The organism is Paenibacillus sp. MABNR03 (genome assembly GCF_050455445.1).
GTDB classification, from domain to species: Bacteria; Bacillota; Bacilli; order Paenibacillales; family Paenibacillaceae; genus Paenibacillus; species Paenibacillus xylanilyticus.
This window is the reverse complement of the sequence record NZ_JBCIYR010000002.1, coordinates 1,291,002-1,316,338: the sequence shown is the minus strand read 5'-3', so window position 1 is coordinate 1,316,338 and position 25,337 is coordinate 1,291,002. Positions and strand designations below refer to the sequence as shown.

Here is a 25,337-nt window from a genome sequence, read left to right as displayed (position 1 = left end):
GAGCGAACAGACAAAAGGCTCTGTTCTTCCCATCCGGGAAGGCAGAGCCTTTTTAATTGGACGTGATCTATTGAACTGTTATTCGGCCATCCTTCTACTTCCTCCAACGGTATCGTTGATGAGTAAAAAGTTCACTCAAGAAAACTTGTTCCGACTAATGCCTCAAAAATATTATAGTTGTACGTACAAAATATAGCAGCAAAAGTAATCATCTCTTTACCTCAGGGTACAGCTCGATTCATTTTATCCAACGTTAAGGATCTCATTGATATATTTTAGTCCTGTATACCTTTCTCTAAGTGTATGAGCTGTTGCAAAAGCATGCTCTACCATTTCGGGCGTTACCCCAAGCTGTTCTGTTGTCGTCGGACCCCCCACCTGCTCGAGCCATGCCACAAGTTGTGACGCATCTGGCAAAGTGCTGTACACCTCAAACACAGGTTCTTTGGACAAATGTGCGAGTTCCTTGTACCGTTCCACAAGGAGCGCACAGGCTACACCCACCTTGGCTCCATGCAGAACAGGTTTGCGGCCCGCTACCATCAAATCCATCTCCCACCGATGCGAAATGTGGTGCTCACCACCGGATGCCGGACGGGAATGATCGATGATCAACATAGAGGCCCCCGAAATAATTAGTGCATCCATTAATGCCGTTACCCCGTCGGATCTCCCTTCCGCAATGGCGTGAACATTATCGATACAGGCCGTCAGCGCCTCTTCTGTCATTCGGTAAGCAACCGGACAGAACGGCTCCCCACCCAGTTCTCGGGAGACAATCCAGTCTGCCAGAGATGTGTACTTGCCTAACATATCCCCAAATCCAGCTGCCGTCATTGCTTGGGGAGCTTGCTCGATCACGCTGATGTCCGCAAAAATGGCTTCAGGAGGAACAGCCTGAAAAGTCTGTTTGATGCCGCTTACAATGAGCGGCGCCCCTGCAGAAGTGAATCCATCAACCGATGCCGCTGTTGGAACAGACAGAAACGGTTTGTTCATTTTGGCACACACAAATCTTACCAGATCATGTATTGTTCCTGATCCCACTGCGATGATGGCCTGACTCATTTGTTTTACACCAAGCAGTACCTGCACAATCCCAGCCTCATCGGCAATAATGTCTCCCGCACTGTTCTCCGGCATCCGGAATTCATCTGCAGCAAGACCTGCATCCCGTAACCTTTTCACCACTTCATATCCTGCTGCGGGTCCTGTCTGATCATCGTAAACCACCGTAACTTCGTTATACCCCTGGTCAGACAAGTATTCTGGCAACCGCCTGATCGCACCCTGTTCCAGAAACACTTGCATTTGTACCAATCGATGATCATGTCCACAGGTACACTGCTGGGCTTCCAGATTCCAAGCCGCAATTCGCTCGTTCATATTCATTTGATCGTAACCTCCCGTTTTTAGGTTCATGCATATTTGCACTGGAAAAGCCACACAATGAGTACAGGGAAAATTTCAATGATTTTCCTGATCACACTTTACTTCTTGTACCCCGATTTTGCAAATGTTTTAACAAACTCTCTGAAGCAGGTGATCCAATGCAGCTTGGCAAAGACACGGGTATTTCTCTCGGTTTTCTTGCAGGAACGACCTTGGGTAGCGGAATTGCCTTTTTGTTCCAATTTCGAGCATATGAAGTGATCGGAAGTGTTGCGTTTTTCGGTATAATTGGTGCATTGGCCGGACTATGGACGGCGGTAGTTTTACATCAGCGCCAGCAATCTGATCCAAAAACGTAATTTCGCAAATAAGAGCCTCGAGCTCTTTTTTTCGTTATAAAATAGTAAGAACAATAAAAAAAGGTTCGAGAGTTTGCCAAAGCAAATCTCCGAACCTTTTTCTCTTCGATGCGGTCGAGAGGACTCGAACCTCCACGGGGGGTTAGCCCACACGGACCTGAACCGTGCGCGTCTGCCAATTCCGCCACGACCGCATAATATGTATCTTCTCATCGTTGATGAAAAGCATTCCGGCTAAGCAATCTCTCGTTTCACCGTAATTAAGAGTATACATGCTCTGGAAGAAGAATGCAATAACTTTTTATTATTCATATTTATAGGACATATGTCCTTTTTTCAAAAACAAAAACCTCCTATCGTTAGCTCTAAGCAACTGTCCTTCAAGGACAGGCAACCCTATGGATAGAGAGGAATATGAGCAAACCTATGACCATGACACCCGAAGTCATTGAAGAAGGAAAACGAAATATTCACTGGACAGAAATGCATATGCCCCTGCTCGCCGAATTAAAAGCCCGTTTTTCCGAAGAAAAGCCTTTTGCGGGGCTTACCATTGGAATCTGTATTCATGTAGAGCCCAAGACGGCCGTACTATGCAGAACCCTTCAAGCTGGCGGAGCCCATGTTGTATTAACAGGAAGCCCGGGCACAACAAAGGACAGCGTCGCTGCTGCACTCATAGCAGAAGGCATTACCGTATATGGGCAGCGTTCCGATGGACGCACTCAGCATATGCACAATATTCATCGTGTGCTTCAACACCAACCACACCTTTTAATGGATAATGGAGCTGATCTGGCTCGCACCCTCCTTCAGCACTATGACTATACCTCACTCATTGGGGGAACAGAAGAAACCACAACAGGGGCCAATCTGCTGCGTGAGGAAACGGGGCAGTCCATCTCATTCCCGATTATTGTAATTAACGACAGTCCCCTCAAACGGATCATGGAGAATGAACACGGCGTGGGACAGACCATTATCGAAGGGTTCATGCGCACCACGAATCTGATTTTGCCTACAAGACGCTTCGTCATCGTAGGATATGGTACGTGTGGACGCGGAATTGCCAGATATCTGCGCAATTTAGGCAGCCAAGTCATTGTGGTCGAAAATGATCCCATGGCAGGACTTGAAGCTGCTCTGGATGGTTTCCGCGTAGCAAAGCTGGAAGAAACGTTTACTTTTGCCCAGGTCTACATCACGGTGACAGGTCGCCCCAACGCCATATCAATGGCACATATCAGTCAGATGAACGATGGTACGATTCTTGCCAACGCTGGACATTTCTCCTGGGAAATGGATCTGGACCGTCTTCGGCAGGAAGCCGAACATATAGAACGTCTAACAGCAGATATCGAGCAGTTCACCCTCACGAATGGCCGTAGGCTCATGCTGCTTACCGAAGGTGAGATGCTTAATCTCGCGGGAGGAGGCGGAAATCCTGCAGAGACGATGGATCTTGGCTTATCCCTTCAGGCTGCTTCCCTGCTCTACCTCGTCCAACATCGCCAGCATCTGGTGAATGGACCACAGCCTGTCCCTCATATCGTCAATACGGAGATTGCAAGCAAGATGCTGTACCATTTGAGCGAGAAACCTGTGTAATTCCCTGGAAATGATACTACAAACCATGAAGGAGAAATGCTTATGACACAAACAAAACTTTGTTTTATCGGTGCTGGATTCCATGCAACCACCAATATTTATCCTTCCGCTATTGAAGCGGGAGCTACCATTCAAGCCATATCCACTCGCAGTATCGAGCGTTCTCAGGCCGCTCTGCTGCGATACGGCAGCACGGGAACAGCCTATGATGATGTGAGCCAAATGCTGCAAAACGAAGATTGTGACGGTGTTATTGTGGTAGCACAACCTCAGGATCAAACGTCTCTTGCCCTCGAATGCATCAAGGCTGGCAAAAATGTCTATGTGGATAAACCACTGGGTTGGACCGCCACAGAAGCTGCTGAAATCGCCAATGCAGCCGAGAAGGCTGGCGTGGTATTAATGGTGGGATTCATGAAGCGTTATGCGCCTATTTATCTGAAACTGAAAGAACAAATTGATGATGGTTCCATGGGCAGAGCACGTTCATTTCAAATGAGGTTTGCCGTGGACAGCACACCCTTCTGCAAGGATGAGGAACAGTTTATGAAACTGGCAGCCATCCACATGGTAGATCTGATGCGTTTTCTTTTCGGAGAAGTACAGCAAGTGACGGGTACCACGATCAAGGACGGAGAACATATCAACCAGAGCATTTCCCTGAAATTCAATAACGGTGTAGTGGGCAGCGCCTACTTTGCAGGCATGAGTGCTTGGTCACGCGAGAGCGAAAGTCTGCTGGTCACGTTCGATCACGGTTTTGTATCAGCAGATGAGATTAATACACTTACTATTCACCACTCCCGCACTTCGGACAGCCTCCCTTGGAAGTCTCTTGAAGAGCAGGATACGGTCTTCACCCCTTCCGGCTCTCCCATGTCTGGCGCCTACCGTGATCTCTATCTGCGTGGATTTGTAGGCGAGATGGCACACTTCATGGCATGTTGTCACAACAAGGCACTTCCGCATTCGAGTGGCAAGGATAACATTGGAACGATGGCCCTGTGCGACACCATATTGGCTGCGCTGGTCTGACGTATAACCGTTACAGAAAGCGATCGGATTCACACATCAAGAGAAGGGGAAGATTTTATGCTGGACACAGGATTACTAGTTATTCGGCTTGTCATTGGGTCCCTTATGATGGGTCATGCATGCAAAAAGCTGTTTGGCATGTTTGGCGGTGAAGGCATCTCAGGCACAGCTTCATTTTTTGAAGCAATCGGGCTCAAGCCTGCGAGAGCCCTAGCTGTGTGCGCTGGACTTACCGAGCTGATTGGCGGATTGTTGTTCGTCGCAGGATTGTGGACCGCAGTTGGGTCGATACTGCTGTTTATACCCATGGCTGTTGCGATCGTGAAAGTACACGCAGGCAAGGGACTATGGAACCTCAATGGAGGATATGAATACAATCTCGTCATCCTTGGCTCTTTGGTCGGGGTGGGACTGGCTGGTGCCGGGGCCTACTCACTTGACGCCTTGATGTAAATTTTTAAACCTGACTTGTTTGTTTATTATTCATCCTCACAAGCCCGTTGTTTCGCATGGCGAAACCGGGCTTTTTGTTGTTTTTCCTTACTCAACTCATTCGGTACCAGGGTTTATAATCCGAATCAGACATGATATGCTTTGAAGAGATTATACACGCATTTTGGGTACGTAGTACTTAAATTGATACTATACACAATCGCTTACGGAGGGCAGATATATGAAAAAAATTTCAACAGAAGCATGCCCGAAACCCTATGGTTGTGCTGTGGAAGTTACACTTAGTGTCATTGGGGGCAAATGGAAAGGTGCCATTCTGTATCACTTGTTTTCGGGTTCTTTGCGATTCAATGAACTCAGAAAGTTATTTCCGGACATTACGCAGCGAATGCTCACCTTACAATTAAGAGAATTGGAGAGCAGCGGGATTGTACACCGGGAGATTTACCCTCAAGTACCTCCCAAAGTGGAATACTCGCTTACCCCCTTTGGAGAAACACTGCGTCCAATCATCTACAGCATGCGTGACTGGGGAGAGACATATACAAATGAAGTTCAGGCCAAGTCACAGGAAGTGTAATGGCTAAAAAAGCTGGTCCCTTTCACAAGGGATCAGCTTTTTTGGTGTAATCTATAGAGGATAATACCCGTCTGTTCTGTTACTTTTCGACGGTCTGAATGGTTACGGTACGGTTACGGCCTTCTTCCTTCGCCTGGTACAGCGCATTGTCCGCCAGATGAAATAGTTCCGTGGCAGAGGATGAATGCAGCGGATACTCGGCAATGCCTGCGGAAATGGTTACCGAACGGTCTACCGGCATGATACTTGCCTCAACCGATATGCGAATATACTCGGCGATCTGATAGGCGGTGTCAGACTCGGTGTGTCGAAGCAGGACCACAAATTCTTCCCCGCCAAAGCGGGAACTTACATCCTGCGGACGAACGGCTAACTTGATCAGACCCGCAATATGTTTAAGAACCTGATCTCCGGCGTGATGTCCGTAAGTATCGTTAATGGATTTGAACCGGTCAATATCAATGACAATAATCGAAAATATTACCTGTTCATCAATCCATTGCTGAATGACTTCTTCAAACGTCCTGCGATTCGTCATACCTGTTAACACATCGGTTCTGGCGTCATAGGTGAGCTGATCCGTTTGTTTGCGGAAATTCGCCAACGCACCCAAAACCGTGCGGGTCAGCAAATCCGCTTCCCGGTTCCAATGAGGCCTCATTGTTGGCAGGTCCACTTTCCCCTGATCCACCTGATTGACGAGGTCGGCCAGATATACAAAAGGACTCGCAAGCTTCCGTGCCACGCGAATGACAATCAGGGTCAGGATGAGAAATGGAACCGAAGTGTACAACAATAACATGCGGATATGCTCATTCAGCTGATCGTACACGGTCTGGGTAGGAGATACGACAACCACACCCCAATCGGTAGCCGGCACCTTCTGATACCCGGCAAGGGAGTCTACGCCCGCCAGATTTTTGTACTGTTCCTTACCTGTTTGATTATCGAGCAATTTCTGCACGACCTCATTTTTACTGATATTTTCGCCAATCCGTTTGGTATCTGGATGAAATAAAAGTGTACCCTTGGCATCGACAATAAAAAAATATGAGCCATTACTCGTCTTCAATTGACTTCCAAATGATAGGTTCAAAATATTATTTTCCTGCAGAAAAATATTCCCGCCGATCATCCCCTTAAACACTCCCGCAGCATCAAAGATGGGTTCATTTACAAACACAATTCTGCGCTTCGAAAGAGGCGATTGATAGGCTTCCGAAATATAGGATGCTCTCGATTCAAAAGCTTTCTTTGCAGCATTAGAGCTAATCTGCATTCCAATGTTTTTATTAGAATAAGGTGATGCGCTACGAATGACTCCCTTGTCGTCCACTAAAGTGACTGAATTAAAAAAGTTACTGCTGCTGCGAATCAATTCCAGCGTCGAATCCAATTTTTCCGTATCCGAATAGTCCATTTGCGGAAAATAGTCTGCAGCATATTTCAAGCTGTTTTGCATGGACTGGAATAGCGAATCCAGTGTCTGACTCATTTGCGCTGCGCTCGAATAGTTGAGAGATAAGGTATTATCAATGAGTGACTGCTTCTGAGATGTATAGGATGAAATAAACATGTCATCAGCACCGAAATGGAGACTAGTCCACTGAGCAGGGCGGTAAGACTGATTTTCTTGATGTTTCTTACTTTTCCCTGCAATCTGGATGCTTTGTTCTCTGCGATCATTAGTGCTTCCCCCGGATTTCCATGAAAAGGCATATTCCTTCTATTCTAAACGAAAGGTATTATGAATGTATGAATTTTGTGTGAATTTTTTTACATTTTCTTCAATTAACATTGATAACTCCATGCCAAATATAAAATAAGGCGTTTGCCTTCTCCAACTTACTCAAAGTTCATCCACGATGATATAACCTTCTCCAGGCTCCTGCTCCACGAAGCCAGCCATGAACCTCGATTGGAAATCAATGGGCGCGCTGCTACCCACCAGGATGCGATTTTGGATCTCTTCCTGCGTTTCTGTGGGCAGTGCAAAGGAACGTGTGTAAGCAAACTGTTCCGCCAGCGTTGCATATATGGCGTTTACCAGTCTGTCATTGCCCGTACGCCCGAAAACATTCAAGAGTATGCTTCCTCCAGACCGAAGCCTGTCCTGAACCATGGCAAAAAAAGATCTGGAGGTAAACTGCATGGGTGTCCCCGTTGCAGTAAAGGCATCGACAATAATATAATCATACATTCCGGATGGTTCCTGCTGCAGCAGCTCCCGACCATCTCCCACCATGACCTCACTGCCTTTGTATCCAAATAAAGTTTTGCTTAGTTCAACCACTTCTTCGTCCAGCTCGGCGATCTTAACAAGGCGGTTCGACAGGTAAGTCGACAGGGTACCGATTCCATGCCCCACCACAAAAACAGTTTCGTAATCAGGATGATTCCGTTCCATTAGATGAACCATCGCTCTCGGGTATTCAAGCAGCATTCGTGAAGGCTTTTCCAGATCCATAGCCCCCTGCACTGCCTCATTCGAAAACTCCAAAACCCTAAAACGCCCCTTCTCCCCATAAAGCTTGGTTGTGTCATATACGGTTAACGCATGCTGTTCACTCATATTACGATATAAAACCTTCACCAACCGTTCTCCTCTCATTCCAATCCACTACTCCTAAATATACTATTTTTCATTATACCAACTCTTTAGAGCCATACTCCATTAAAATGACAAAAAAACCATTCCCGGTTACCCGGAAATGGTCTATATTCAGCGCCTGAGCTCAACCCAGATATAAAATATTTTTCCAATTTTATCTACAAAACATTAGGATTATTAGCCTGTATGCCCTGTGCAATCAAGATTCTATGGCCTCATGCAGGGCTTTGACATACTCCACACCAAGATTGGAGAGAGAGGTGCTTTTGTGGCTAATCCAGCCCACATTGATCGTCTCCTCACATTCCAATGGAACAGGGATAATCTCATTTCCATTCAAGTCTGCACTGAGAACACCTGTTGAGATCGTGTAACCGTTCAGACCAATGAGCAAATTAAACAATGTTGCCCGGTCATTGACCTGGATGCTCTTGGGATGGGATAACGTACTCAGAATCTCTTCGGAAAAATGAAATGAATTGTATTCCCCCTGGTCAAATGACAGATAAGGATAATCCTGAAGCTGCTCAATCGCTACGGATTCTTGCTTAGCCAGCGGGTTCTTTACGCTGATGAAAATATGCGGTTTAGCCGTGAACAGGCTAGTGAACACCAGTCCAGCATCTTTTAACAATTTGTTAATTACCTTGGCATTGAACTCGTTCAAATACAGGATCCCGATTTCACTTCGCAGGCTCTTTACATCCTGGATAATTTCATATGTCTTGGTCTCCCTCAGAGCCAGCTCGTATTCATCTTGTCCATACTGCTGCACCAGACGTACAAAGGCATTAACTGCAAACGCATAATGCTGGGTTGATACCGAGAAATGCTGCGGAGAGGGCTTGGCATTCAGATAACGATTCTCCAGCAGTTCAGCCTGTTCTACGACCTGACGGGCATAACTGAGGAATTCCACCCCTTCTTTGGATAACGAAATCCCCTTATTTGTACGTTCAAAAATGGTAATGCGCATCTCCTGTTCCAAATCGCGAATGGCGTTCGACAGGCTGGGCTGAGAAATAAATAGCCGTTTGGCTGCTTCATTCATGGAGCCGCGCGTGGCAACTTCGATCACATACTTTAATTGTTGCAGAGTCAACGTGTTATTCCTCTTTTCGTATAATTGATTCTATTATATACCAAAAGAGTCTCTGCCTTAAGCCAGACTTGCAGTTGGTCTGACGACAATTTCATTGACATCCACCTCAGCCGGTTGGCTGATGGCATACAAAATGCTGTGGGCGATGGCTGATGCCGGGATGGATACACGCCGATAATCTTTCATCAGCTCACGCGCTTCTGTATCCGAGATGGTCTCGGCCAGTTCCGATTCGGTCACCCCCGGGGAAATGAGGGTTACCCGAATATCTCCACCCACTTCCTGACGCAGGCCCTCCGTGATCGCACGGACCGCGTATTTGGTTGCGCAATATACGGATGCCGTTGGGGAAACGGTATAAGCACCAATGGAAGCCAAATTGATGAATTGGCCACTACTCTGTTTTCTCATTACTGGCAAGCCGGCCGCAATCCCGTGCAGTACTCCCCGAACATTGACATCGATCATCCGATTCCATTCGTCTACTTTTAACGCTTCAAGAGGGGAAAGAGGCATCACGCCCGCATTGTTAATAACAACATCCAGACGCCCGAAGCGAGTAAGCGCCAAATCCATAATACTCTGCATTTCCTCCAGCCGGGTAACATCCAATGCCTGAAACTCCACAGAACCCCCCTCTGAACGAATTGAGGAAGCCAGTGCCTGCAAACGCTCGACACGTCTTGCTCCAATGACCACATGCGCTCCTTGCTGTGCCAACAAACGGGCCGCAGCCTCCCCAATTCCGCTGCTCGCCCCCGTAATGACAACAACTTTTCCTTTGATATTAAACATGTGTAATCTCTCCTTCATCATTGGTTATCGTTTAATTCCCTGTACAAAACCATGCCTGCATGATACAAAATGCCGTTTATGAAATCTCCATCCGCTGTAAATCCGGTATCGTCCACATATTCAATATGGTCTCCTGCGACCACATAACTCCCTTGGTATGCACTTTGCCTTTGACCTCTGGCTTCATCATATCGCCCGTTCGGGAGCAGCTCGTGCCGGATATAACCGTCCTTCGTTACCCACATGCCAACATAAGGGTGGCTATTCTCCTGTCTGCTAACTGATGGATTGTGTTTCATCTTCCTGCCTCCTCTCTGTTCTGCATAAGCTTCAATTGCTTATCCTCATTATGGAGGAGATCACATCCTACCCGATAGAAGAATCCAGCAGTAATCTTGCCTATTCCTCCAGGACATTCTAGAATAACAGAAGAAGATTCACGAAAGGAGGATGTATACTCCATGCTTTCATCATTAGAGACGGATAACCATGTCACACGGCAGCAGCAGGAAATGGCTCATCTTATCGAGCGTTTTACTCCAAATGACGGGATTCATCCCACAGCCATTCCATCGCTTTCTTTGATCCGTGCCTCGGAGATTTCCGAGCCCATATATTCCGTTCACCAACCTGCTCTCTGCATTGTTGCTCAAGGCTCCAAATTAGTCATACTCGGCCGGGAAAGCTACACCTACGACCTGACACAATATTTGGTAGCTTCCGTAAACTTGCCTATTTCAGGACAGGTTGTTCAGGCTTCTTCAGAGAAGCCCTATCTATGTATGCGTCTTGATTTTGACTCTGGACAGATTTTCGATCTAATACAGGATGCTGCTTCTGTACAATTCAAACCCGACAATGCAACGCAGCGAGGATTATTTGTCAGCTCCACCAAGCTTTCGCTTCTCGAAGCGGCGGTTCGATTGATTCGACTGCTCGACACACCTGATGACATTCCTGTACTTGCCCCCCTGTTCATCCGTGAGATGCTGTATCGAATTATTCAGGATGAACACGGACATTCCATTAAACAGTTTGCGGTTCAAAACAGTCACGCCCAGCACATTGCCAAGGTAATTGAAGTCATCCAATCCGAATATGACAAACCCCTGCGGGTTGAGCAGCTTGCGGATATGATCAATATGAGTTCTTCCTCCCTTCATCATCATTTCAAAGCCATCACCACCATGAGCCCTATACAATTCCAGAAACAGATCCGATTGCAGGAAGCCAGGCGCATGCTGATTGCAGGTACGACCGATGCAGCCAATGCGGCGTTTCAGGTTGGATATGAGAGCCCTTCCCAATTCAGCAGGGAATATGCCCGAATGTATGGCCTCCCCCCAAAAAGCGATATCAAACGTCTTCGTCATGCTCTGCAAATCGAAAGTTAAAAGAAAGGAAAAAACCCACGTCTTCCAGACGAGGGTTTTCGAGTTCAACGGAACGTGGCGATCAGAGGAACATGTTCTTTTTTTCAAATACAGACATCTGCTTTTCTGCGGTTAGAGTGCATTCGTCCGGATACATGCTCCGCTTGTCCAGCTTCTCATCGATAAAATCGACTACCTGCTGCAGCGAGGCAATCTGAGCTTCTATTTTCATTCGATGATTCACCAGCATCTCACGCTCTTCTGGAAAGTCCTCAAGATCCGAATCCATCGACATATGCAAGTATGGCTTCATCTCCTCGAGAGACATGCCTGTCTTCTTCAGACAGCTAATGAGCTTCATGGTTCGAATATCCTCTTGCCGATATACCCGGTGCCTATTAGCCTTCCGATCGGCTCGTGGCAGAAGCTCAATCTTCTCATAATATCGAATGGTATCTTCCGATAACCCAGCCTTCTCTGCTGTTTCCTTAATGGAATACAATACCTCACCACTCACCCGCATCTGCCTCCTTCTTCCTCATACCTCCATCATACAACTTGGAGTCAGCTCCAAGTCAAGGCGAATCATCCCAAAATTAAACAGCGATTTCAGACCGAAAAATGTTTCAATCCAGGTGCTTGACTTGGAGTCGACTCCAAATTATAGACTGAACACAACATACAGATTCGTTCTGTAATTCCCATCCTTTGGAGGTATCTATGAATACACAAAACAAGCTTCACACCGCTCTGATTACAGGCTCTACCTCAGGAATCGGTCTTGAACTGACCCGCATGTTATTGGTTGAAGGATGGCAAATTATTGGCCTCAACCGCTCACTTTTTCCGGCAGAGCAAGGCGATATCCAAAATGCATTACGTTCAGGTCAGCTTCGGTTGGTTCAGGCTAATCTGACCAACTATGAAAGCCTAAGAATTGCGCTCGATCAGATTAAGTCCGAGACTGATTCGATTGACGCCTTGTTTAATAATGCAGGAGGCAGTGCTTCCGAGCTTCGTTACTCTGACCAGGGGCATGAAATGCATTTTGAATTGCAAACCGTGGTACCTTACATCATTTACAAGGAATTATACGGACTGCTGCTCAAAGGACAACTGAAAACAGTCGTTAACACTTCAACCAGTGCGTTCAACATGCTAAAACGATTTGATCTGAATATTCTGGAACGTCCGACCGAATTCAAGAAGCTGTTTGGTCCATATGCCACTTCGAAGCTTGGTCTCTCTTTATGGACACATGAGGCAGCAGCCGATGCTGCTAAGACAGACGGTATTCGTCTTCTGAGTGTAGACCCTGGAGGAAACAATACTTTACGCGGCAACAAAAAATCCGGTCTGCCCTTTTACATCAAGCCCATCATGAAACTGTTCTTTCCTCATCCAAGTCATGGCGCTTCCCTGCTCTACAATGGAGGATTTTCATCAACTAGACACGAGCCAGGTACGTTTCTGATTAAAAACAAAGCGAAATCACTTCGTTTCAAAGAACACGGCGCTGCAGTTTTAAACAGAGTCCACGAGATCTATGAGCAAGAATTTCTACATACAGTACCTGTAGGAAGTGGACATCAGAAAAGCAATTAATATCTGGTAATGCTTTGCTTCAGCAAGCAACATTCTCCCCGTGCTCGTCACGGGGTTTTCTCCGTTCAAATTTTGTTCTCTGTCGGATCATTCTCTTCCTCCAGGTCCTCAATTAAACTTCGAGTATCCAACTGCTCATAGAAACGTGTCAAATCCAGCACAAATCTCTTTAAAAATTCAAGCTCCATTTTGTTATATTGCCCCAGAAAACGGAGGAATTGATTTTCAACCTTCACGTGCAGATCGGCATGAACATGAAACAGCTTTTTGCCTGGTGATGTCAGCCTGAAATAAATCTCCTTTTTGTTGTCATTTAACTGTGTTTTTCGAAGCCATCCTTGCTTCAGCAGTTTATGGGCCACTTTGGAGGTGTTGCCCTTGCTCAGTTCCATCCGTTCAGCTATCGAGGTCAGATTAATGGGTTCGTGTTCACCAATACACGCAATTACATGCACATCCGTCATGTTCAAAGCTGCTTCTGATGATACAGTCTTACGAACAATATCCATGAGAAATAGATTTTCCTGGTCATCCTTTTGTTCTTTTTGATGCAAAAGCTTAATAAACAATCCATAAATGTAACGCAGATCCGTCTGTTCATGATCCATAGTTTTCCCCAACCTTTTCTCGTCTCGGTCTATTATGCAAGCCAGGCTTGAATAACATACATTATACACCATGATTGGTTTCACTGGAAACAATACGATCAGGATTGATACGATTTATATCACACTTCTGTTCCAGGACTACAGCAAGGTGAGCTTTTGTTCAGCAGAGGTGCGCGACTTGGGTTTCGGCGTTTTATCGAAGTACCCCATATGCAACACACCAACTACTCGCTCATCTGTCTTCACGCTTAGACCTTCGCAAAAAATGGGGGAATGAATGTATTCCATCGTGGACCAAATCATACCTAGGCCCTGTTCCCAGGCAAGCAGTTGAAAGTTCTGAATAACGCAGCTTACAGCCGCATAGTCTTCTTCCTGCTTATGTTGATCCTTTTCATTTTTCATTACCACAATAAGGTGCGCAGGCATGTGGCTGAACTTCTTTTTCAGCGCCTGCTGCAGTTTGCCAGGCATCAGCTTCATCAATTTCATGTTTTGCACCGATTCCAGCATCAGACTGGCCACCTGTTCTTTTGCTTCTGCACGCTCGGCGAGAATAAAACGCCATGGTTCTCGCATGCCATGATTAGGTGCCCAGACCGCATCATTAAGCAATTGAATTATTAAGTCCGTGGACACCGGTTGTGTATTGAAGCTGCGGATACTTCGTCGAGAACGAATCGTATCGGCTATTGTCATATGAACTTCCCCATTTCCGAATAAGGTTGTATTCCCACTTGCAAATTAATTGTTTCATATGAAACAATATTAGGGTACTATGATATGCTGTGCACGTCAATCCTTAAGTGCCAACTACAACAGCGAATGTCAGAAACGTCTTCATCACCGTCCATGTCTTGAGTGTCTGTGGCACAGACAAGTCCATTGATCCAGCCTTTCCCCTGTCCTTCATAATATCCAGGCCCTGATTCATAGAATATGATTGACGACCAGTCTGACCAGCATGATCTGAACTGGAGGGATAAACGAATGACAAAAGGATCACAACATAACGGTAAACTGCTCATTGTTCCACAACCGATCCGGCAAGACGGAGCCGGCGGACCCGATCTGGGCCCGCGTGATGTCATGAGAGACCGTGAAAATCCGGATATGCTGGTTCCTCCCGCAACAGACTCGGGACTGATGCCCAATCTGAAAATGTCTTTTTCCGATACCCATATGCAGTTAAACCATGGTGGCTGGTCACGTGAAATAACGGTACGAGATCTGCCGATTGCCACGACACTGGCTGGAGTAAATATGAGCTTGACTCCGGGCGGCGTGCGCGAACTTCATTGGCATCAACAGTCCGAATGGGCGTATATGATCTGGGGTACGGCAAGAATTACGTCCATCGATCAGGATGGCCGCAATTTTATCGCCGATGTCGGGCCTGGTGACCTGTGGTTTTTCCCCAAAGGTCTGCCCCATTCCATTCAAGGACTGGAAGAGGGCTGTGAATTTTTGCTTGTTTTTGATGACGGAGCCTTCTCCGATCTTAACACTCTTTCGATCTCCGACTGGTTTGCTCACACCCCCTCAGAGGTTTTGTCTGTCAATTTTGGTGTGCCAGAGTCTGCGTTTCAATCCCGACCGGCAGATCAGGTTTATATTTTCCAAGATCAGGTCCCTGATTCTGTCGCAAGTCAGGAAGTTCCGTCACCCTACGGTACCGTCCCACTCTCATTCAAACATCGCCTCCTCGCTCAGGAACCCCTGATTACGCCAGGGGGAAGCGTGCGCATCGTCGATTCCACCAACTTCCCCATCTCCACAACCATTGCCGCTGCGCTGGTCGAGATTAAACCTGGTGGCATGCGTGAAATGCACTGGCATCCAAATGCCGATGAATGGCAGTACTATCTGACAGGGCAAGGAAGAATGACCGTATTTGGGGGGAACGGCACTGCACGCACATTCAATTACAGAGCCGGAGATGTAGGGTATGTTCCGGTTGCCATGGGACACTATGTTCAGAATACAAGCACAGAAACCCTGTGGTTTTTGGAGATTTTTAGAAGTGACCGCTTCGAGGACATTTCGTTGAATCAGTGGATGGCACTCACGCCTCGTGAGCTTGTCCGTGACAATCTGCACGCTTCCTCCGAGCTGCTTAAGGCGCTGCGTAAAGTCAAGTGGCCTGTCGTTTAATTTGGTATGGACCTCTATCAAATGGCTCCATACGGGGTAATTCTCAGAGAGTCACAATATGATAGGAGGAATATGTTGATGAGAGCCGTTACTTTTCAAGGGACCAAGGATATTCAGGTGAAACAGGTTGAAGATCCGAGACTGCAACAAAAGGATGACATTATCGTGCGTATTACTTCCACCGCCATATGTGGATCAGATCTTCATATTTATCAGGGAGCATTGCCGGCCGAGAAGGATTATGTCATCGGTCATGAACCGATGGGGATCGTGGAAGAGGTAGGTCCTGAAGTCACACGTGTAAAAAAGGGGGATCGCGTGGTCCTTCCTTTTAACATTTCGTGTGGCGAATGTTTCTATTGCAATCACGACATGGAGAGCCAGTGTGACAATTCTAATGGTAATCCCGATATCCACACCGGTGGTTATTTCGGTTTTACGGAACGATACGGAAATTACCCTGGTGGACAGGCTGAATTTTTGCGCGTGCCGTACGGTAACTTTATGCCGTTCGTGATTCCGGAATCCTGTGAATTGGAAGATGAAGCTCTGCTGTTTCTGTCCGATGTTCTTCCCACCGCTTACTGGAGTGTGGAAAATGCCGGTGTTAAACCAGGAGATACCGTAACTGTGCTTGGGAGCGGACCAATTGGCCTGATGACGCAGAAGTTTGCCTGGATGAAAGGCGCCAAGCGGGTTATTGCAGTTGATCGGCTCCCGTATCGTTTGGAAAAAGCCAAACGCATGAATGATGTGGAAGTCTTCAATTTTGAAAATCATGATGATATGGGTGCACATATCCGCGAGATTACGGGCGGAGGTACCGATGTGGTGATCGACTGTGTCGGCATGGACGGCAAGAAATCCACTTTGGAGGAGATCGGGCAGAAGCTGAAACTTCACGGCGGGGCACTGAGTGCCATTGAAATCGGCATGAAAGCCGTTCGCAAGTTTGGTACATTGCAGCTTACTGGTGTGTATGGCTCGTCCTACAACATGTTCCCGCTCGGAAGTATGTTTGAACGCAATATTAATCTTAAAATGGGACAGGCACCTGTCATTCACTATATGCCGGAATTGTTCCGCAAAATTACTGCAGGTGAGTTCGATCCGACCGAAATTGTCTCCCATCGCATTGCACTCGAAAATGCCAGTGAGGCATACCGGATATTCAACGATCATGAAGACGAATGTACTAAAGTTGTGCTGAAACCTTAATGAATGATCCCAATGAAAAAGGCAGGTGCGCCATTTACAGGTGCATCTGCCCTTTTGGTTGTTGTTTTTCCTGTGCAAACGGATGAAAAATGTCTCTGTTATCATTGCCCGCATACTACGGCTATCTCGCTTTTGACGCCTGAATGAGTACACTCTCTCCCCCGAAGCTCTCAAGTTTGCCTGGTAATACCTCTTCAAACCTAAAAAACTTTTTAATCACCGAAGGTGCACAGAGCATGCTTGCTTCAAGCTCTCTTCCATCTGCTTCCGGCAGTCCGGCACGCTTGCACCAGTCTTCAAAGATAAAGCTTTTCTCAAAGGAAATCATCGTTCCCACTTGATATTCCGCAATCTCTATCATCCGAATCCACTCCGACTTGCGCCACACACGAACATGACTGGGATCCCGGCGCTTCTCCACTTCATTGTAAAATTGATCATATTCATCACGCTCAGGTGCCACGTTGTCAATCAATAACAGCCTGCCACCTGGTTTCGTTACTCGGTACGCCTCAGATAGAAAAGACGGCACATCCGGAAAATGATGCGCGGCAATCCGGCAGGTGACAATGTCAAAGACATCATCATTAAACGGCAAATGCTCTGCATCTCCCGGCACAAACTTCACATTTTGATGCCCCTTCTCCCGAATAAAGCCTTCAGCCACCTGAAGCATCTCTTCGGTTAAATCCAGTGCAGTTACCTGCTGAACAAGTGGTGCCAATGCGCACGCAACATGTCCTCCTCCAGTTGCTATATCAAGTACCTGCATATTTGGACTTGCTTGGGATGAAGCCACCAGTAAATCAAGATCCTCACCTTTTGCATGTCCAGGACTGGTCACATACTTCTCGGCATTTTTGCCAAATTGTTTTTGTACTTGTCCTTTCGTTGCATCATTCGTCAACATGCTTCCTCCTTGCCAAATGTTCCGATACATGAAACATCGTTTCAAAAGTTAAATTATTGTAACCATTTTAACACAGATTGCTGCTCAGCGAAAATAAAAAAGCATCTCCTGAATGAAGCCCACTCAGGAAATGCCTTGTTACCATTAAATTAATCTTTCATTATTTCACAAGGGTCGGTGACTTCTTCCACAATCCCAGAATCAGACCGGAGATCACTGCACCAATCGCAACGGCGAGCAAGAACAGCATAGCATGATTGGCCAAAGCTGCTACGAAGATTCCACCATGTGGTGCTGGTACGTTAATGCTCCAGAGCTGTGTGAGACCGCCTGCAACAGCCGAACCAATGATACAGGATGTCAGTACACGCAGCGGATCAGCAGCAGCGAATGGAATTGCGCCTTCCGTAATGAAGGATAAGCCGAGTACATAGTTAGTCAAGCCCGATTTGCGTTCTTGCTCCGTGAATTTGGATTTGAAGAACGTTGAAGCCAGAGCGATGGCCAGAGGTGGCACCATACCGCCTGCCATAACGGCAGCCATCCAGGCACCGTCCGTATTGCCACTTGATGTGAACACACCAATCGCAAAGGTATAGGCTGCCTTATTGAACGGCCCACCCATATCAATGGACATCATGCCACCAAGCAGCAAGCCAAGCAATACGGCATTTCCTGTTCCCAGATTTCCAAGTGCATCTACAAGCCATGTGTTAAGTGAGCCAAAGATCGGATCAAAGATATAGTAACTGATTGCACCAACAATGAGCAATCCAAACACGGGATACAACAGAATTGGTTTCAAACCGTCAATGGCTTTCGGTAATCCTTTAAACAATTTACGCAAACCAATAACCACATAACCTGCCAGGAAACCGGCAGCAAGTCCGCCAAGGAAACCAGCATTGGAGTTAACCGCCATCAATCCACCAACCATACCCGGCATCAGAGCTGGGCGATCACCGATACTCATGGCAATAAATCCGGCCAGTACTGGAATCAGGAAGTGGAACGCACCCGTTCCGCCACCAATGGTCTGCAGCAGTTGGAAGAGGGGATTATCCTCGCCTGCAAGCTGTTCGATCAGGAAAGAGATTGCGAGCAGAATTCCGCCACCCACGACAAACGGAAGCATGTGCGAAATCCCGTTCATCAAATCCTTATAAATCTTGCTGCCTACGCTCATTTTGCCCGCACTAGATCCATCTTCCTTAACGCTACTTCCGCCTTGGCTGCGATAGATTGGAGCATCTCCATTCACTGCTTTGCGAATCAGCTCTTCAGACTTGCGAATACCATCGCTTACTGGTCTTTGCAATACCGGTTTACCGTCAAATCGGGCCATCTCCACATTTTTGTCCGCGGCCACGATAACACCTTTGGCACGAGCGATCTCGTCTGGAGTCAAAACATTCTGGGCTCCCTCGGAACCATTCGTTTCAACGCGAATATTAATGCCCATTTCCTGAGCTTTCTTTTTAAGTGCATCTTCAGCCATAAAGGTGTGTGCAATCCCTGTTGGGCAAGCCGTAACGGCAACTACGAAATCCTCAGAATTCTCATTTCCAACAATCACACCAGGAGCTTGCGGTGTAGAACTGGCCTCGCTTGCTGCTTTTGCAGCCTTTTCAGCTTTGACTTTCTCCTTGGCAGCTTCTTGCTTCGCTGCTTCCTCCTGCTTCGCATCAAATAGTGCACTCACTTCTGCAGGCGTATCTGTACTCATCAGTTGAGCGATGAAATCGCTATCAATCAGCAGCCTGGAAAGAGCAGCTAGTGTGCGCAGATGAGTATTACCCGCACCTTCAGGCGCAGCAATCATGAAGAATATATGAGCAGGCTCATCATCAAGCGCTGCAAAATCAAGTCCTTTTCTGCTTTTCGCAAATACAACTGTTGGTTCATTCACGGCAGAAGTCTTGGCATGGGGCATTGCAATACCGCCACCAATCCCAGTGCTGGATTCTGCTTCTCGTTTATAGATCATTTCCTTGAACAGAACCGGATCATTAATGCGTCCACTCTTATTCAGGCTTGCAATGAGTTCATCAATGGCTTCATCTTTGGTTGTGGCTTGCAGGTCCATGATCATCGTTTCCTGGATCATCAGGTCTGTTATTCTCATGTGTTACACTCCCTTAAGTTCAGTCGGCCTGCACTCCGCAGGCCGGATTATATTTACAATTGGATTGCACTGAAATTTGGTTCTACATTTTGGTAATGGTGACCTGGCTTCTCAGCTCCTCAATAAATTCGCGTGTTGCGAGATCATCGGAGAAAGCCGTTGCACTTCCCGATGCGACTCCTGTACGGAATGCTTCAAGGATGTCTCCGTTCAATACATAGGTGCCTACGAATCCTCCAATCATGGAATCTCCAGCCCCAACCGAATTTTTCACAATGCCTTTTGGAACATTCGCATGATAAACATCCGATCCGGTAATGAACAGCGCTCCTTCTCCAGCCATGGAGATTAACACTTGCTTGGCCCCCGCTTCCAGCAGCTTGCGACCATACAACACCAGCTCTTCCCGTGTCTCGATGCTTACCCCGAAAAGTTCAGCAAGCTCGTGATGGTTCGGCTTCACCAGTAATGGCTTATGCACGAGTGCTTCCATCAACGCTGGTCCAGTGGTATCAATCACAAACTCTGCACCCGTTTGTTTGCATACCTGGATGAGTCGATCATAAAAATCAGTTCCAAGGGACGGCGGAACACTGCCCGACAGAATGACGATATCCCCTGTTTGCAGGGAGGATAGCTTGTGAAGCAGCTTTTCTGCTTCTTCTGCACGAATAGCTGGGCCAAGCCCGTTAATTTCGGTCTCGTCTCCGTGCTTCAACTTGATATTGATGCGAGTATCATCGGCAATGGTAACGAAATCAGTCTGAATAAGATCCGCCTGCAATTTGTCATTAATGAAGCGGCCTGTGAATCCACCAAGGAATCCAAGCGCCGTGTTACCTGCTCCCAGCTGATTCAGCACACGTGATACATTGATGCCTTTGCCGCCCGGAAGTTTCAAATCCCGGTTCATGCGATTCAAGCCGCCGAGCTTCAGGTCATCCACTTCCACGATGTAATCAATGGAAGGATTAAGCGTTATCGTATATATCATTGTTATCCCTCAATTATTTTAGTTTTCTGCGCAATGACGGGCCGCCAGTGCTCTGGCATCTGCTCCGTAATCAGGTCTGCCTCCTCCAGCTCGAACAATTTGGCAAACGTAATTTCGCCAATTTTGCTCGAATCTGCCAGTACATATGATTTTCCGGACAATTGATGTGCACGCCTCTTAATCAAAGCTTCCTCCGGATCAGGAGTCGTATACCCCATCTCGGGATCCACACCGTTTGTACCAAGGAAACATTTATCAAAACGGAAGTTGTCCATGTTTTGCAACGCGATACTGCCGATTACGGCTTTGGTATGAATTTTCATCATGCCGCCAAGCAAATAACTCTGAATCCGCTTGCTTACCAGCGCCTCCACATGAGACAGGCCGTTGGTTACAACGGTTACATCCTTGGCTTCAATGTAGGGAATCATGGCCAATGTTGTCGTACCTGCATCCAGATAAATGCAATCGCCATTTTCGATCTCCTGTGCAGCCAAACGAGCAATAGTCACCTTTTGTTGAATGTTTTTGGATGTTTTCTCTTCCATGCCCGGTTCCAGTGTCTTCTCATTCATGAGTGCTGCTCCGCCATGTATACGTTTCAGCATCTGACGGCTCTCCAAATCAATTAGATCACGTCTTATCGTTGATTCAGAAGCACCGAGCACGTCGACAAGCTCTTGCAATTTGACAATCCCTTGTTGATGTAAGCGCTCTATAATTGCAGCATATCGTTCTTCAGTCAGCATCTTCATTCCTCCAACTGCTTCTATAGTAACATAAATCTCGCAAAAAACAATCATTTTCATTCAAAATAATTTAGAAACCTTCAAAAATTCGCAACTTTCGACTTTTGCACTCCAGTATCTCCCATAATATAAACTAAAACGTTCACTTTCATCCAATACTAAAATCCTATCCCTGTAGTTTCTACTCCCTAACAAGCGGTAGTATCTTCTACCTTGCTCAAACATCAAAAAACCTGCAGCTGTTACATTGCAGGATTATCAAACATCTATGGGTTCATCCTTGGTTTGGGTTTAAGCCATTTTCCCTCTTCATTAATAAAAGCACCTTTAAAACGTCCCATCTCCAACTGCTCAATCAGCTTATTTTCATCGGTAGCCAGGATCGCTGCCAGCTGTTCAGATGTGTAATAATCATTGGGATCATAATCCAATAAAAGAGGAACTGCTGTATCATACAGTTCTTTAATCATATTCTCGAACGATTGCCTTCCCAGGTCTTCCATATCCCTATAAAACTGCAGAGGGTGAGACACCATGTTTCGAAAAGACTTGTTCTCCAGGTTCATCCAAAGCGTATTACATGCCTGGACACTCATGTAGTTTTGCTCTACATCGAAAAATTGAATATCCTCAATCTTCATATACTTCTCCTGAAAAGCAACAATCTTGATCATGGGTACGCCCCGTTTGCGGGAAGCTTTCTTCAAATGGGCTCTAAACTGTTCGTAGTTCATTTCTTTCATCCACTTACACCTGCCTTTACATGTTCCATTCGACATTTTACAACAAAACCGCACAGAGTGTAAGATTCTCCTATAAAATAAACAAAACCGCACAGCATAAGCACGCTGAACGGTCTATAGGATTGGATAAGAACTGGATCAGCCAGGAACGCCACTTTTTGCCCAAGATGCTGTGAATTCCTGTTCATTATAATCATAAAATTGCTGCAGTATCGTCTCCCGGTCATCTAGAAACAGCTGATCAGCTATGGCAGACACAAGCTTCGGAACAGCACTCTTGGTACCGGAGATTGCAGAGGCGGACAAGCCACAACTTGCAAGAGCCGAGTAATTGAAAACGAATAACCCATGCAGCTGTGATTCACCTGCTTCACTTCTGCTTGTCATGGCAAATCCGGAAGTAAGGAAGGGATGTGCATCCAGCAGCTCATTGCGATGCTCAGGCGGAGCCTGATAACAATCTGCCCAACGAGCAATATGTTTTTCCACCAGTTGGAGTTCTGGTCGTAATGCGGGATCACTTAACAGCCCCGTACTAATCACCAGGAAATCAAAAGCAAATTGCCCCTCAGCCGTCGTGACCACTGCTCCATTGTCGTTCGCTTCCACATTGAGCCAAGGTGAATTCAAATGTAATTCGAACCCTGGCCAAGCCGCAGCCCGGTTGAAGGTATCATTGGTTGGAGGCTGATTAAATTGAAAAAAGTGTGAGATCACCGCGTATTTGTCGGCTGCCCGTAATGCATGGAAACGTTCAATCATTCCGGATTGCTCCATCTGACGTATGGGATTTACACTTGGAAGTTGTTCTCTCCGCACAAATACATGAGCTTCAGCCGCACCTGCTGCGAGTGCAAAACTCGCATTATCAAAAGCAGAAGCACCTCCCCCAAGCACTGCAATTCTTTTGCCCCGCAGCCGTTCATAATCGATAGCCTCCGAAGTATGAGCATACAGCTCTCTTGGCAATCGTTCGGCAATCATGGGTGGTACATGCCACTCTCCCCCTCCCTGTATACCGGTGGCCAGCACAACTTTACGCGCGAGCAGCTGACCCGAAGTAGCTCCGGGACCCTCCACGTGAAGTTGGTGGACTCCTTCAGGCATGGGTTCGATCATTTTTAATTTCACTTCGTTGACTACAGGCAAATTCAACACTTCCCTGTACCAACGCAAATAATTCATCCAATCCCCGCGTGGAATCTTGTCCAGCGCCTGCCAACCTTCAGGTCCAACCTGTGCTTCCCACCAGGAACGAAACGTTAAGGAGGGAATTCCAAGATCAATGGACGTTAGGTGTTTAGGTGTACGCAGGGTTACCATGCGAGCGTATGTCTCCCAAGGTCCCTCCAGTCCAGCCTTATTTTCGTCGATAATTAGAATGTTGGAAATCCGCTCACGCAGAAGGCCAAAAGCAGCCCCCAGGCCACTCTGTCCGCCACCTACAATAATCACGTCATATACATGTCCATCGGCATGTTTCGTTGGACGCACCCAATCTGCCCCGCCATATGCCAAATAAGTGAGATCGTCTTTTACACGTTGGTTCAAAGCTTCAAGGCTCATGATCCTCAACCCTTTCAATATGCACTTTGTAAAAATTAGATCTATCTTCTTTTTGAAAATCGATGTCAGATTAACGTCAGATCAAGAGGATTCGTTGTATTTCATTGTATCTCCGCGTTATATTACCGTTTATTATATGAGTTCTTTTTCTTGTTTTGAAGTTCACGTCATATTTATTGTCATCACATCTAAAAATAACTAACATGCTTGTGGATAGTAACGAAACAAAGCCTGATGTCCTATCGGTTGTCTATCAGAAACCATAAAGCCACTATTCATGCTCATCTTCATCAAGACAAAAAAAGCAGACCCATAAAAATTCTGGATCTGCCCATCATTAGATATACCATATTATATTTTGTTAGTGATCAATCAATTACAAATGAACAAAAAATATAATTCACTTCTTCAGCAGCTGTCTGATTGTCACCGCAATTCCTTCTTCGAACGAAGTCGCCTGCACCGGACCAATGTTGCGCTCGTACTTTTGTCGGCTTAAAATGAGCGGCTCCTCGGTCAGATATAACATCTCTACAATTTCCCTCATCACAGGCACCCCCAGCCCGATCAAGGACAACCCGATTTTACCCAGCGGCACTACAGGTTTGGTTACACCTGCTGCCTTCTGTGCAATCCGGACGATGTCATTACCTGCGATGATGCCTGAACCGGGAATATTCCAGTTCTGCCCATACGTATTCTCCCTGTTTGCCAACTCCACCACCATGACTGCTGCGTCAGGTAAATAGATATACTCCCGCGGAGTCTTCATATTACCGATAAAGAAGGCCATTTTACCTTTCGCTATGGATTCAAGTGTTGATCCCAGGTAGGATGCCTCATTCGCCGTCGGACCATAATAATCAGGCAAGCGTACAATCATGACTTGGGCTCTGGTCCACTTGCTGCTGAATAACATCTGTTCATAGGCCAGTCTTGTTTTTCCTTTTCGGGTATGGGGCTGCTTCGGATGTTCTTCCGTTACCTCATTCATTTGGCTTCTCCCATAAGGGTATATACCATCTATGACAACGACCTTCAGAGCCAACTGCTCTGCTGCCTTCATAACAGATTCACCCAGAGGTAGCAGCCTGCTCTCCATCTCGTTATACGGGACGTTGGCACAGTGAAACATCACATCAACTTCCTGGGAAGCAGCAATGATCTCATTCGGTTCGAAGGCATCCCCCACGGCGAGCTGAAGGTGACTTGGAGACCCCAATGCTGCAGCAAGCTGTTCCAATTTGTGTCGTGAACGCCCATAGGCCACAGTCGATATCCCCCGGTTAATCAATTCCTGTGTAACTGCCGCACCTGTTCCGCCTGTTGCCCCGATAACAATAGCTTTTTTCATGTC

Annotated in this window: 25 protein-coding genes and 1 tRNA gene; 9 read left to right on the top strand and 17 right to left on the bottom strand. The window is 46.6% G+C overall.

The genetic code is table 11. The features are described 5' to 3' along the window. Positions 1–243 precede the first annotated feature (243 nt). Positions 244–1,392 carry a sn-glycerol-1-phosphate dehydrogenase gene (locus AAIH57_RS14810; RefSeq protein WP_430022085.1) on the bottom strand — a complete coding sequence of 383 codons (1,149 nt, stop codon included), beginning with the start codon at positions 1,390–1,392 and terminating at the stop codon, positions 244–246. A 158-nt stretch (positions 1,393–1,550) separates the two neighbouring features. On the opposite strand from AAIH57_RS14810, the gene AAIH57_RS14805 reads away from it, so the two are divergent. Then, the gene (locus tag AAIH57_RS14805; protein ID WP_430022084.1) at positions 1,551–1,751 is read left to right on the top strand and encodes a hypothetical protein; all 201 of its coding nucleotides are present in this window, start codon (positions 1,551–1,553) and stop codon (positions 1,749–1,751) included. A 109-nt stretch (positions 1,752–1,860) separates the two neighbouring features. Here AAIH57_RS14805 and AAIH57_RS14800 read toward each other — a convergent pair. Next, positions 1,861–1,945 (bottom strand) — tRNA-Leu (locus tag AAIH57_RS14800). 220 nt (positions 1,946–2,165) lie between these two features. On the opposite strand from AAIH57_RS14800, the gene AAIH57_RS14795 reads away from it, so the two are divergent. The 4 genes from AAIH57_RS14795 (at position 2,166) to AAIH57_RS14780 (ending at position 5,427) form a co-directional block, all read left to right on the top strand. Continuing rightward, on the top strand, positions 2,166–3,359 hold the full coding sequence (locus tag AAIH57_RS14795; protein WP_430022083.1) for an adenosylhomocysteinase: 1,194 nt from the start codon (positions 2,166–2,168) through the stop codon (positions 3,357–3,359). 42 nt (positions 3,360–3,401) lie between these two features. Continuing rightward, positions 3,402–4,394, top strand: coding sequence for a Gfo/Idh/MocA family protein (locus tag AAIH57_RS14790; protein ID WP_430022082.1), 993 nt, complete (start codon positions 3,402–3,404; stop codon positions 4,392–4,394). A 57-nt stretch (positions 4,395–4,451) separates the two neighbouring features. Next, complete coding sequence (locus AAIH57_RS14785; RefSeq protein ID WP_430022081.1) at positions 4,452–4,847, top strand: DoxX family protein; 396 nt, start codon at positions 4,452–4,454, stop codon at positions 4,845–4,847. Between the two features lie 220 nt (positions 4,848–5,067). Then, on the top strand, positions 5,068–5,427 hold the full coding sequence (locus AAIH57_RS14780; protein WP_413034161.1) for a winged helix-turn-helix transcriptional regulator: 360 nt from the start codon (positions 5,068–5,070) through the stop codon (positions 5,425–5,427). Positions 5,428–5,506: 79 nt separating this feature from the next. Here the strand turns inward: AAIH57_RS14780 and AAIH57_RS14775 are convergent, their stop codons facing one another. From AAIH57_RS14775 to AAIH57_RS14755, 5 genes are all read right to left on the bottom strand, one after another. Further along, positions 5,507–7,003: a sensor domain-containing diguanylate cyclase gene (locus AAIH57_RS14775; RefSeq protein ID WP_430022080.1), complete on the bottom strand. Its 1,497-nt coding sequence runs from the start codon at positions 7,001–7,003 to the stop codon at positions 5,507–5,509. A gap of 273 nt (positions 7,004–7,276) precedes the next feature. Then, on the bottom strand, positions 7,277–8,038 hold the full coding sequence (locus tag AAIH57_RS14770; protein WP_430022079.1) for a spermidine synthase: 762 nt from the start codon (positions 8,036–8,038) through the stop codon (positions 7,277–7,279). Between the two features lie 199 nt (positions 8,039–8,237). After that, on the bottom strand, positions 8,238–9,140 hold the full coding sequence (locus AAIH57_RS14765) for a LysR family transcriptional regulator (protein WP_175399694.1): 903 nt from the start codon (positions 9,138–9,140) through the stop codon (positions 8,238–8,240). Between the two features lie 57 nt (positions 9,141–9,197). After that, positions 9,198–9,935 carry an SDR family oxidoreductase gene (locus tag AAIH57_RS14760; RefSeq protein WP_175399693.1) on the bottom strand — a complete coding sequence of 246 codons (738 nt, stop codon included), beginning with the start codon at positions 9,933–9,935 and terminating at the stop codon, positions 9,198–9,200. Between the two features lie 17 nt (positions 9,936–9,952). After that, complete coding sequence (locus tag AAIH57_RS14755; RefSeq protein ID WP_430022078.1) at positions 9,953–10,234, bottom strand: Atu4866 domain-containing protein; 282 nt, start codon at positions 10,232–10,234, stop codon at positions 9,953–9,955. 162 nt (positions 10,235–10,396) lie between these two features. On the opposite strand from AAIH57_RS14755, the gene AAIH57_RS14750 reads away from it, so the two are divergent. Then, a complete protein-coding gene (locus AAIH57_RS14750) occupies positions 10,397–11,329 on the top strand; it encodes an AraC family transcriptional regulator (protein ID WP_430022077.1) in 933 nt (310 codons plus the stop codon). Between the two features lie 61 nt (positions 11,330–11,390). Here the strand turns inward: AAIH57_RS14750 and AAIH57_RS14745 are convergent, their stop codons facing one another. Then, positions 11,391–11,825, bottom strand: a complete 435-nt coding sequence (locus AAIH57_RS14745) for a MerR family transcriptional regulator (protein ID WP_312884391.1) — start codon at positions 11,823–11,825, stop codon at positions 11,391–11,393. Positions 11,826–12,028: 203 nt separating this feature from the next. On the opposite strand from AAIH57_RS14745, the gene AAIH57_RS14740 reads away from it, so the two are divergent. Next, positions 12,029–12,913: an SDR family NAD(P)-dependent oxidoreductase gene (locus tag AAIH57_RS14740; protein ID WP_430022076.1), complete on the top strand. Its 885-nt coding sequence runs from the start codon at positions 12,029–12,031 to the stop codon at positions 12,911–12,913. 65 nt (positions 12,914–12,978) lie between these two features. Here the strand turns inward: AAIH57_RS14740 and AAIH57_RS14735 are convergent, their stop codons facing one another. Together AAIH57_RS14735 and AAIH57_RS14730 are read right to left on the bottom strand one after the other, a co-directional pair. Next, positions 12,979–13,521 (bottom strand): MarR family transcriptional regulator, encoded by a 543-nt coding sequence (locus tag AAIH57_RS14735; protein WP_430022075.1) that lies wholly within the window; start codon positions 13,519–13,521, stop codon positions 12,979–12,981. 138 nt (positions 13,522–13,659) lie between these two features. Then, the gene (locus AAIH57_RS14730) at positions 13,660–14,220 is read right to left on the bottom strand and encodes a nitroreductase family protein (RefSeq protein WP_175399687.1); all 561 of its coding nucleotides are present in this window, start codon (positions 14,218–14,220) and stop codon (positions 13,660–13,662) included. Between the two features lie 291 nt (positions 14,221–14,511). Between AAIH57_RS14730 and AAIH57_RS14725 the strand changes: the two genes are divergently transcribed. Next, the gene (locus AAIH57_RS14725; protein WP_430022074.1) at positions 14,512–15,675 is read left to right on the top strand and encodes an oxalate decarboxylase family bicupin; all 1,164 of its coding nucleotides are present in this window, start codon (positions 14,512–14,514) and stop codon (positions 15,673–15,675) included. Positions 15,676–15,753: 78 nt separating this feature from the next. Next, entirely contained in the window at positions 15,754–16,893 is a 1,140-nt protein-coding gene (locus AAIH57_RS14720) for a zinc-dependent alcohol dehydrogenase (protein WP_175399685.1), read from the top strand. Positions 16,894–17,014: 121 nt separating this feature from the next. Here the strand turns inward: AAIH57_RS14720 and AAIH57_RS14715 are convergent, their stop codons facing one another. The 7 genes from AAIH57_RS14715 to AAIH57_RS14685 all read right to left on the bottom strand — a co-directional run bounded on the left by AAIH57_RS14715 (position 17,015) and on the right by AAIH57_RS14685 (position 25,334). After that, positions 17,015–17,803 carry a class I SAM-dependent methyltransferase gene (locus AAIH57_RS14715; RefSeq protein ID WP_430022073.1) on the bottom strand — a complete coding sequence of 263 codons (789 nt, stop codon included), beginning with the start codon at positions 17,801–17,803 and terminating at the stop codon, positions 17,015–17,017. A 160-nt stretch (positions 17,804–17,963) separates the two neighbouring features. Further along, positions 17,964–19,928, bottom strand: coding sequence for a PTS fructose transporter subunit IIABC (locus AAIH57_RS14710; protein WP_430022072.1), 1,965 nt, complete (start codon positions 19,926–19,928; stop codon positions 17,964–17,966). Positions 19,929–20,010: 82 nt separating this feature from the next. Further along, positions 20,011–20,922, bottom strand: coding sequence for a 1-phosphofructokinase (gene pfkB, locus AAIH57_RS14705; protein WP_175399682.1), 912 nt, complete (start codon positions 20,920–20,922; stop codon positions 20,011–20,013). A gap of 2 nt (positions 20,923–20,924) precedes the next feature. Beyond that, positions 20,925–21,671, bottom strand: a complete 747-nt coding sequence (locus AAIH57_RS14700; RefSeq protein WP_175399681.1) for a DeoR/GlpR family DNA-binding transcription regulator — start codon at positions 21,669–21,671, stop codon at positions 20,925–20,927. Positions 21,672–21,937: 266 nt separating this feature from the next. After that, positions 21,938–22,414, bottom strand: coding sequence for a hypothetical protein (locus AAIH57_RS14695; protein WP_430022071.1), 477 nt, complete (start codon positions 22,412–22,414; stop codon positions 21,938–21,940). Positions 22,415–22,552: 138 nt separating this feature from the next. Next, entirely contained in the window at positions 22,553–23,980 is a 1,428-nt protein-coding gene (locus AAIH57_RS14690) for an NAD(P)-binding domain-containing protein (RefSeq protein ID WP_430022070.1), read from the bottom strand. A gap of 400 nt (positions 23,981–24,380) precedes the next feature. Next, a complete protein-coding gene (locus AAIH57_RS14685) occupies positions 24,381–25,334 on the bottom strand; it encodes an SDR family NAD(P)-dependent oxidoreductase (RefSeq protein WP_430022069.1) in 954 nt (317 codons plus the stop codon). Positions 25,335–25,337 lie beyond the last annotated feature (3 nt).

Excerpts from the sequence above, each read along its gene's own strand:
- AAIH57_RS14760 (WP_175399693.1), bottom strand. The coding sequence starts at position 9,935 with ATGTTTAATATCAAAGGAAAAGTTGTTGTCATTACGGGGGCGAGCAGC.
- AAIH57_RS14795 (WP_430022083.1), top strand. The coding sequence starts at position 2,166 with ATGAGCAAACCTATGACCATGACACCCGAAGTCATTGAAGAAGGAAAA.
- AAIH57_RS14730 (WP_175399687.1), bottom strand. The coding sequence starts at position 14,220 with ATGACAATAGCCGATACGATTCGTTCTCGACGAAGTATCCGCAGCTTC.
- AAIH57_RS14695 (WP_430022071.1), bottom strand. The coding sequence starts at position 22,414 with ATGAAAGAAATGAACTACGAACAGTTTAGAGCCCATTTGAAGAAAGCT.
- AAIH57_RS14735 (WP_430022075.1), bottom strand. The coding sequence starts at position 13,521 with ATGGATCATGAACAGACGGATCTGCGTTACATTTATGGATTGTTTATT.
- AAIH57_RS14775 (WP_430022080.1), bottom strand. The coding sequence starts at position 7,003 with ATGTTTATTTCATCCTATACATCTCAGAAGCAGTCACTCATTGATAAT.
- AAIH57_RS14715 (WP_430022073.1), bottom strand. The coding sequence starts at position 17,803 with ATGTTGACGAATGATGCAACGAAAGGACAAGTACAAAAACAATTTGGC.
- AAIH57_RS14770 (WP_430022079.1), bottom strand. The coding sequence starts at position 8,038 with ATGAGAGGAGAACGGTTGGTGAAGGTTTTATATCGTAATATGAGTGAA.
- AAIH57_RS14700 (WP_175399681.1), bottom strand. The coding sequence starts at position 21,671 with ATGCTGACTGAAGAACGATATGCTGCAATTATAGAGCGCTTACATCAA.
- AAIH57_RS14810 (WP_430022085.1), bottom strand. The coding sequence starts at position 1,392 with ATGAATATGAACGAGCGAATTGCGGCTTGGAATCTGGAAGCCCAGCAG.
- AAIH57_RS14790 (WP_430022082.1), top strand. The coding sequence starts at position 3,402 with ATGACACAAACAAAACTTTGTTTTATCGGTGCTGGATTCCATGCAACC.
- AAIH57_RS14690 (WP_430022070.1), bottom strand. The coding sequence starts at position 23,980 with ATGAGCCTTGAAGCTTTGAACCAACGTGTAAAAGACGATCTCACTTAT.
- AAIH57_RS14685 (WP_430022069.1), bottom strand. The coding sequence starts at position 25,334 with ATGAAAAAAGCTATTGTTATCGGGGCAACAGGCGGAACAGGTGCGGCA.
- AAIH57_RS14710 (WP_430022072.1), bottom strand. The coding sequence starts at position 19,928 with ATGAGAATAACAGACCTGATGATCCAGGAAACGATGATCATGGACCTG.
- AAIH57_RS14750 (WP_430022077.1), top strand. The coding sequence starts at position 10,397 with ATGCTTTCATCATTAGAGACGGATAACCATGTCACACGGCAGCAGCAG.
- AAIH57_RS14780 (WP_413034161.1), top strand. The coding sequence starts at position 5,068 with ATGAAAAAAATTTCAACAGAAGCATGCCCGAAACCCTATGGTTGTGCT.
- AAIH57_RS14755 (WP_430022078.1), bottom strand. The coding sequence starts at position 10,234 with ATGAAACACAATCCATCAGTTAGCAGACAGGAGAATAGCCACCCTTAT.
- AAIH57_RS14805 (WP_430022084.1), top strand. The coding sequence starts at position 1,551 with ATGCAGCTTGGCAAAGACACGGGTATTTCTCTCGGTTTTCTTGCAGGA.
- AAIH57_RS14720 (WP_175399685.1), top strand. The coding sequence starts at position 15,754 with ATGAGAGCCGTTACTTTTCAAGGGACCAAGGATATTCAGGTGAAACAG.
- AAIH57_RS14785 (WP_430022081.1), top strand. The coding sequence starts at position 4,452 with ATGCTGGACACAGGATTACTAGTTATTCGGCTTGTCATTGGGTCCCTT.
- AAIH57_RS14725 (WP_430022074.1), top strand. The coding sequence starts at position 14,512 with ATGACAAAAGGATCACAACATAACGGTAAACTGCTCATTGTTCCACAA.
- pfkB (WP_175399682.1), bottom strand. The coding sequence starts at position 20,922 with ATGATATATACGATAACGCTTAATCCTTCCATTGATTACATCGTGGAA.
- AAIH57_RS14740 (WP_430022076.1), top strand. The coding sequence starts at position 12,029 with ATGAATACACAAAACAAGCTTCACACCGCTCTGATTACAGGCTCTACC.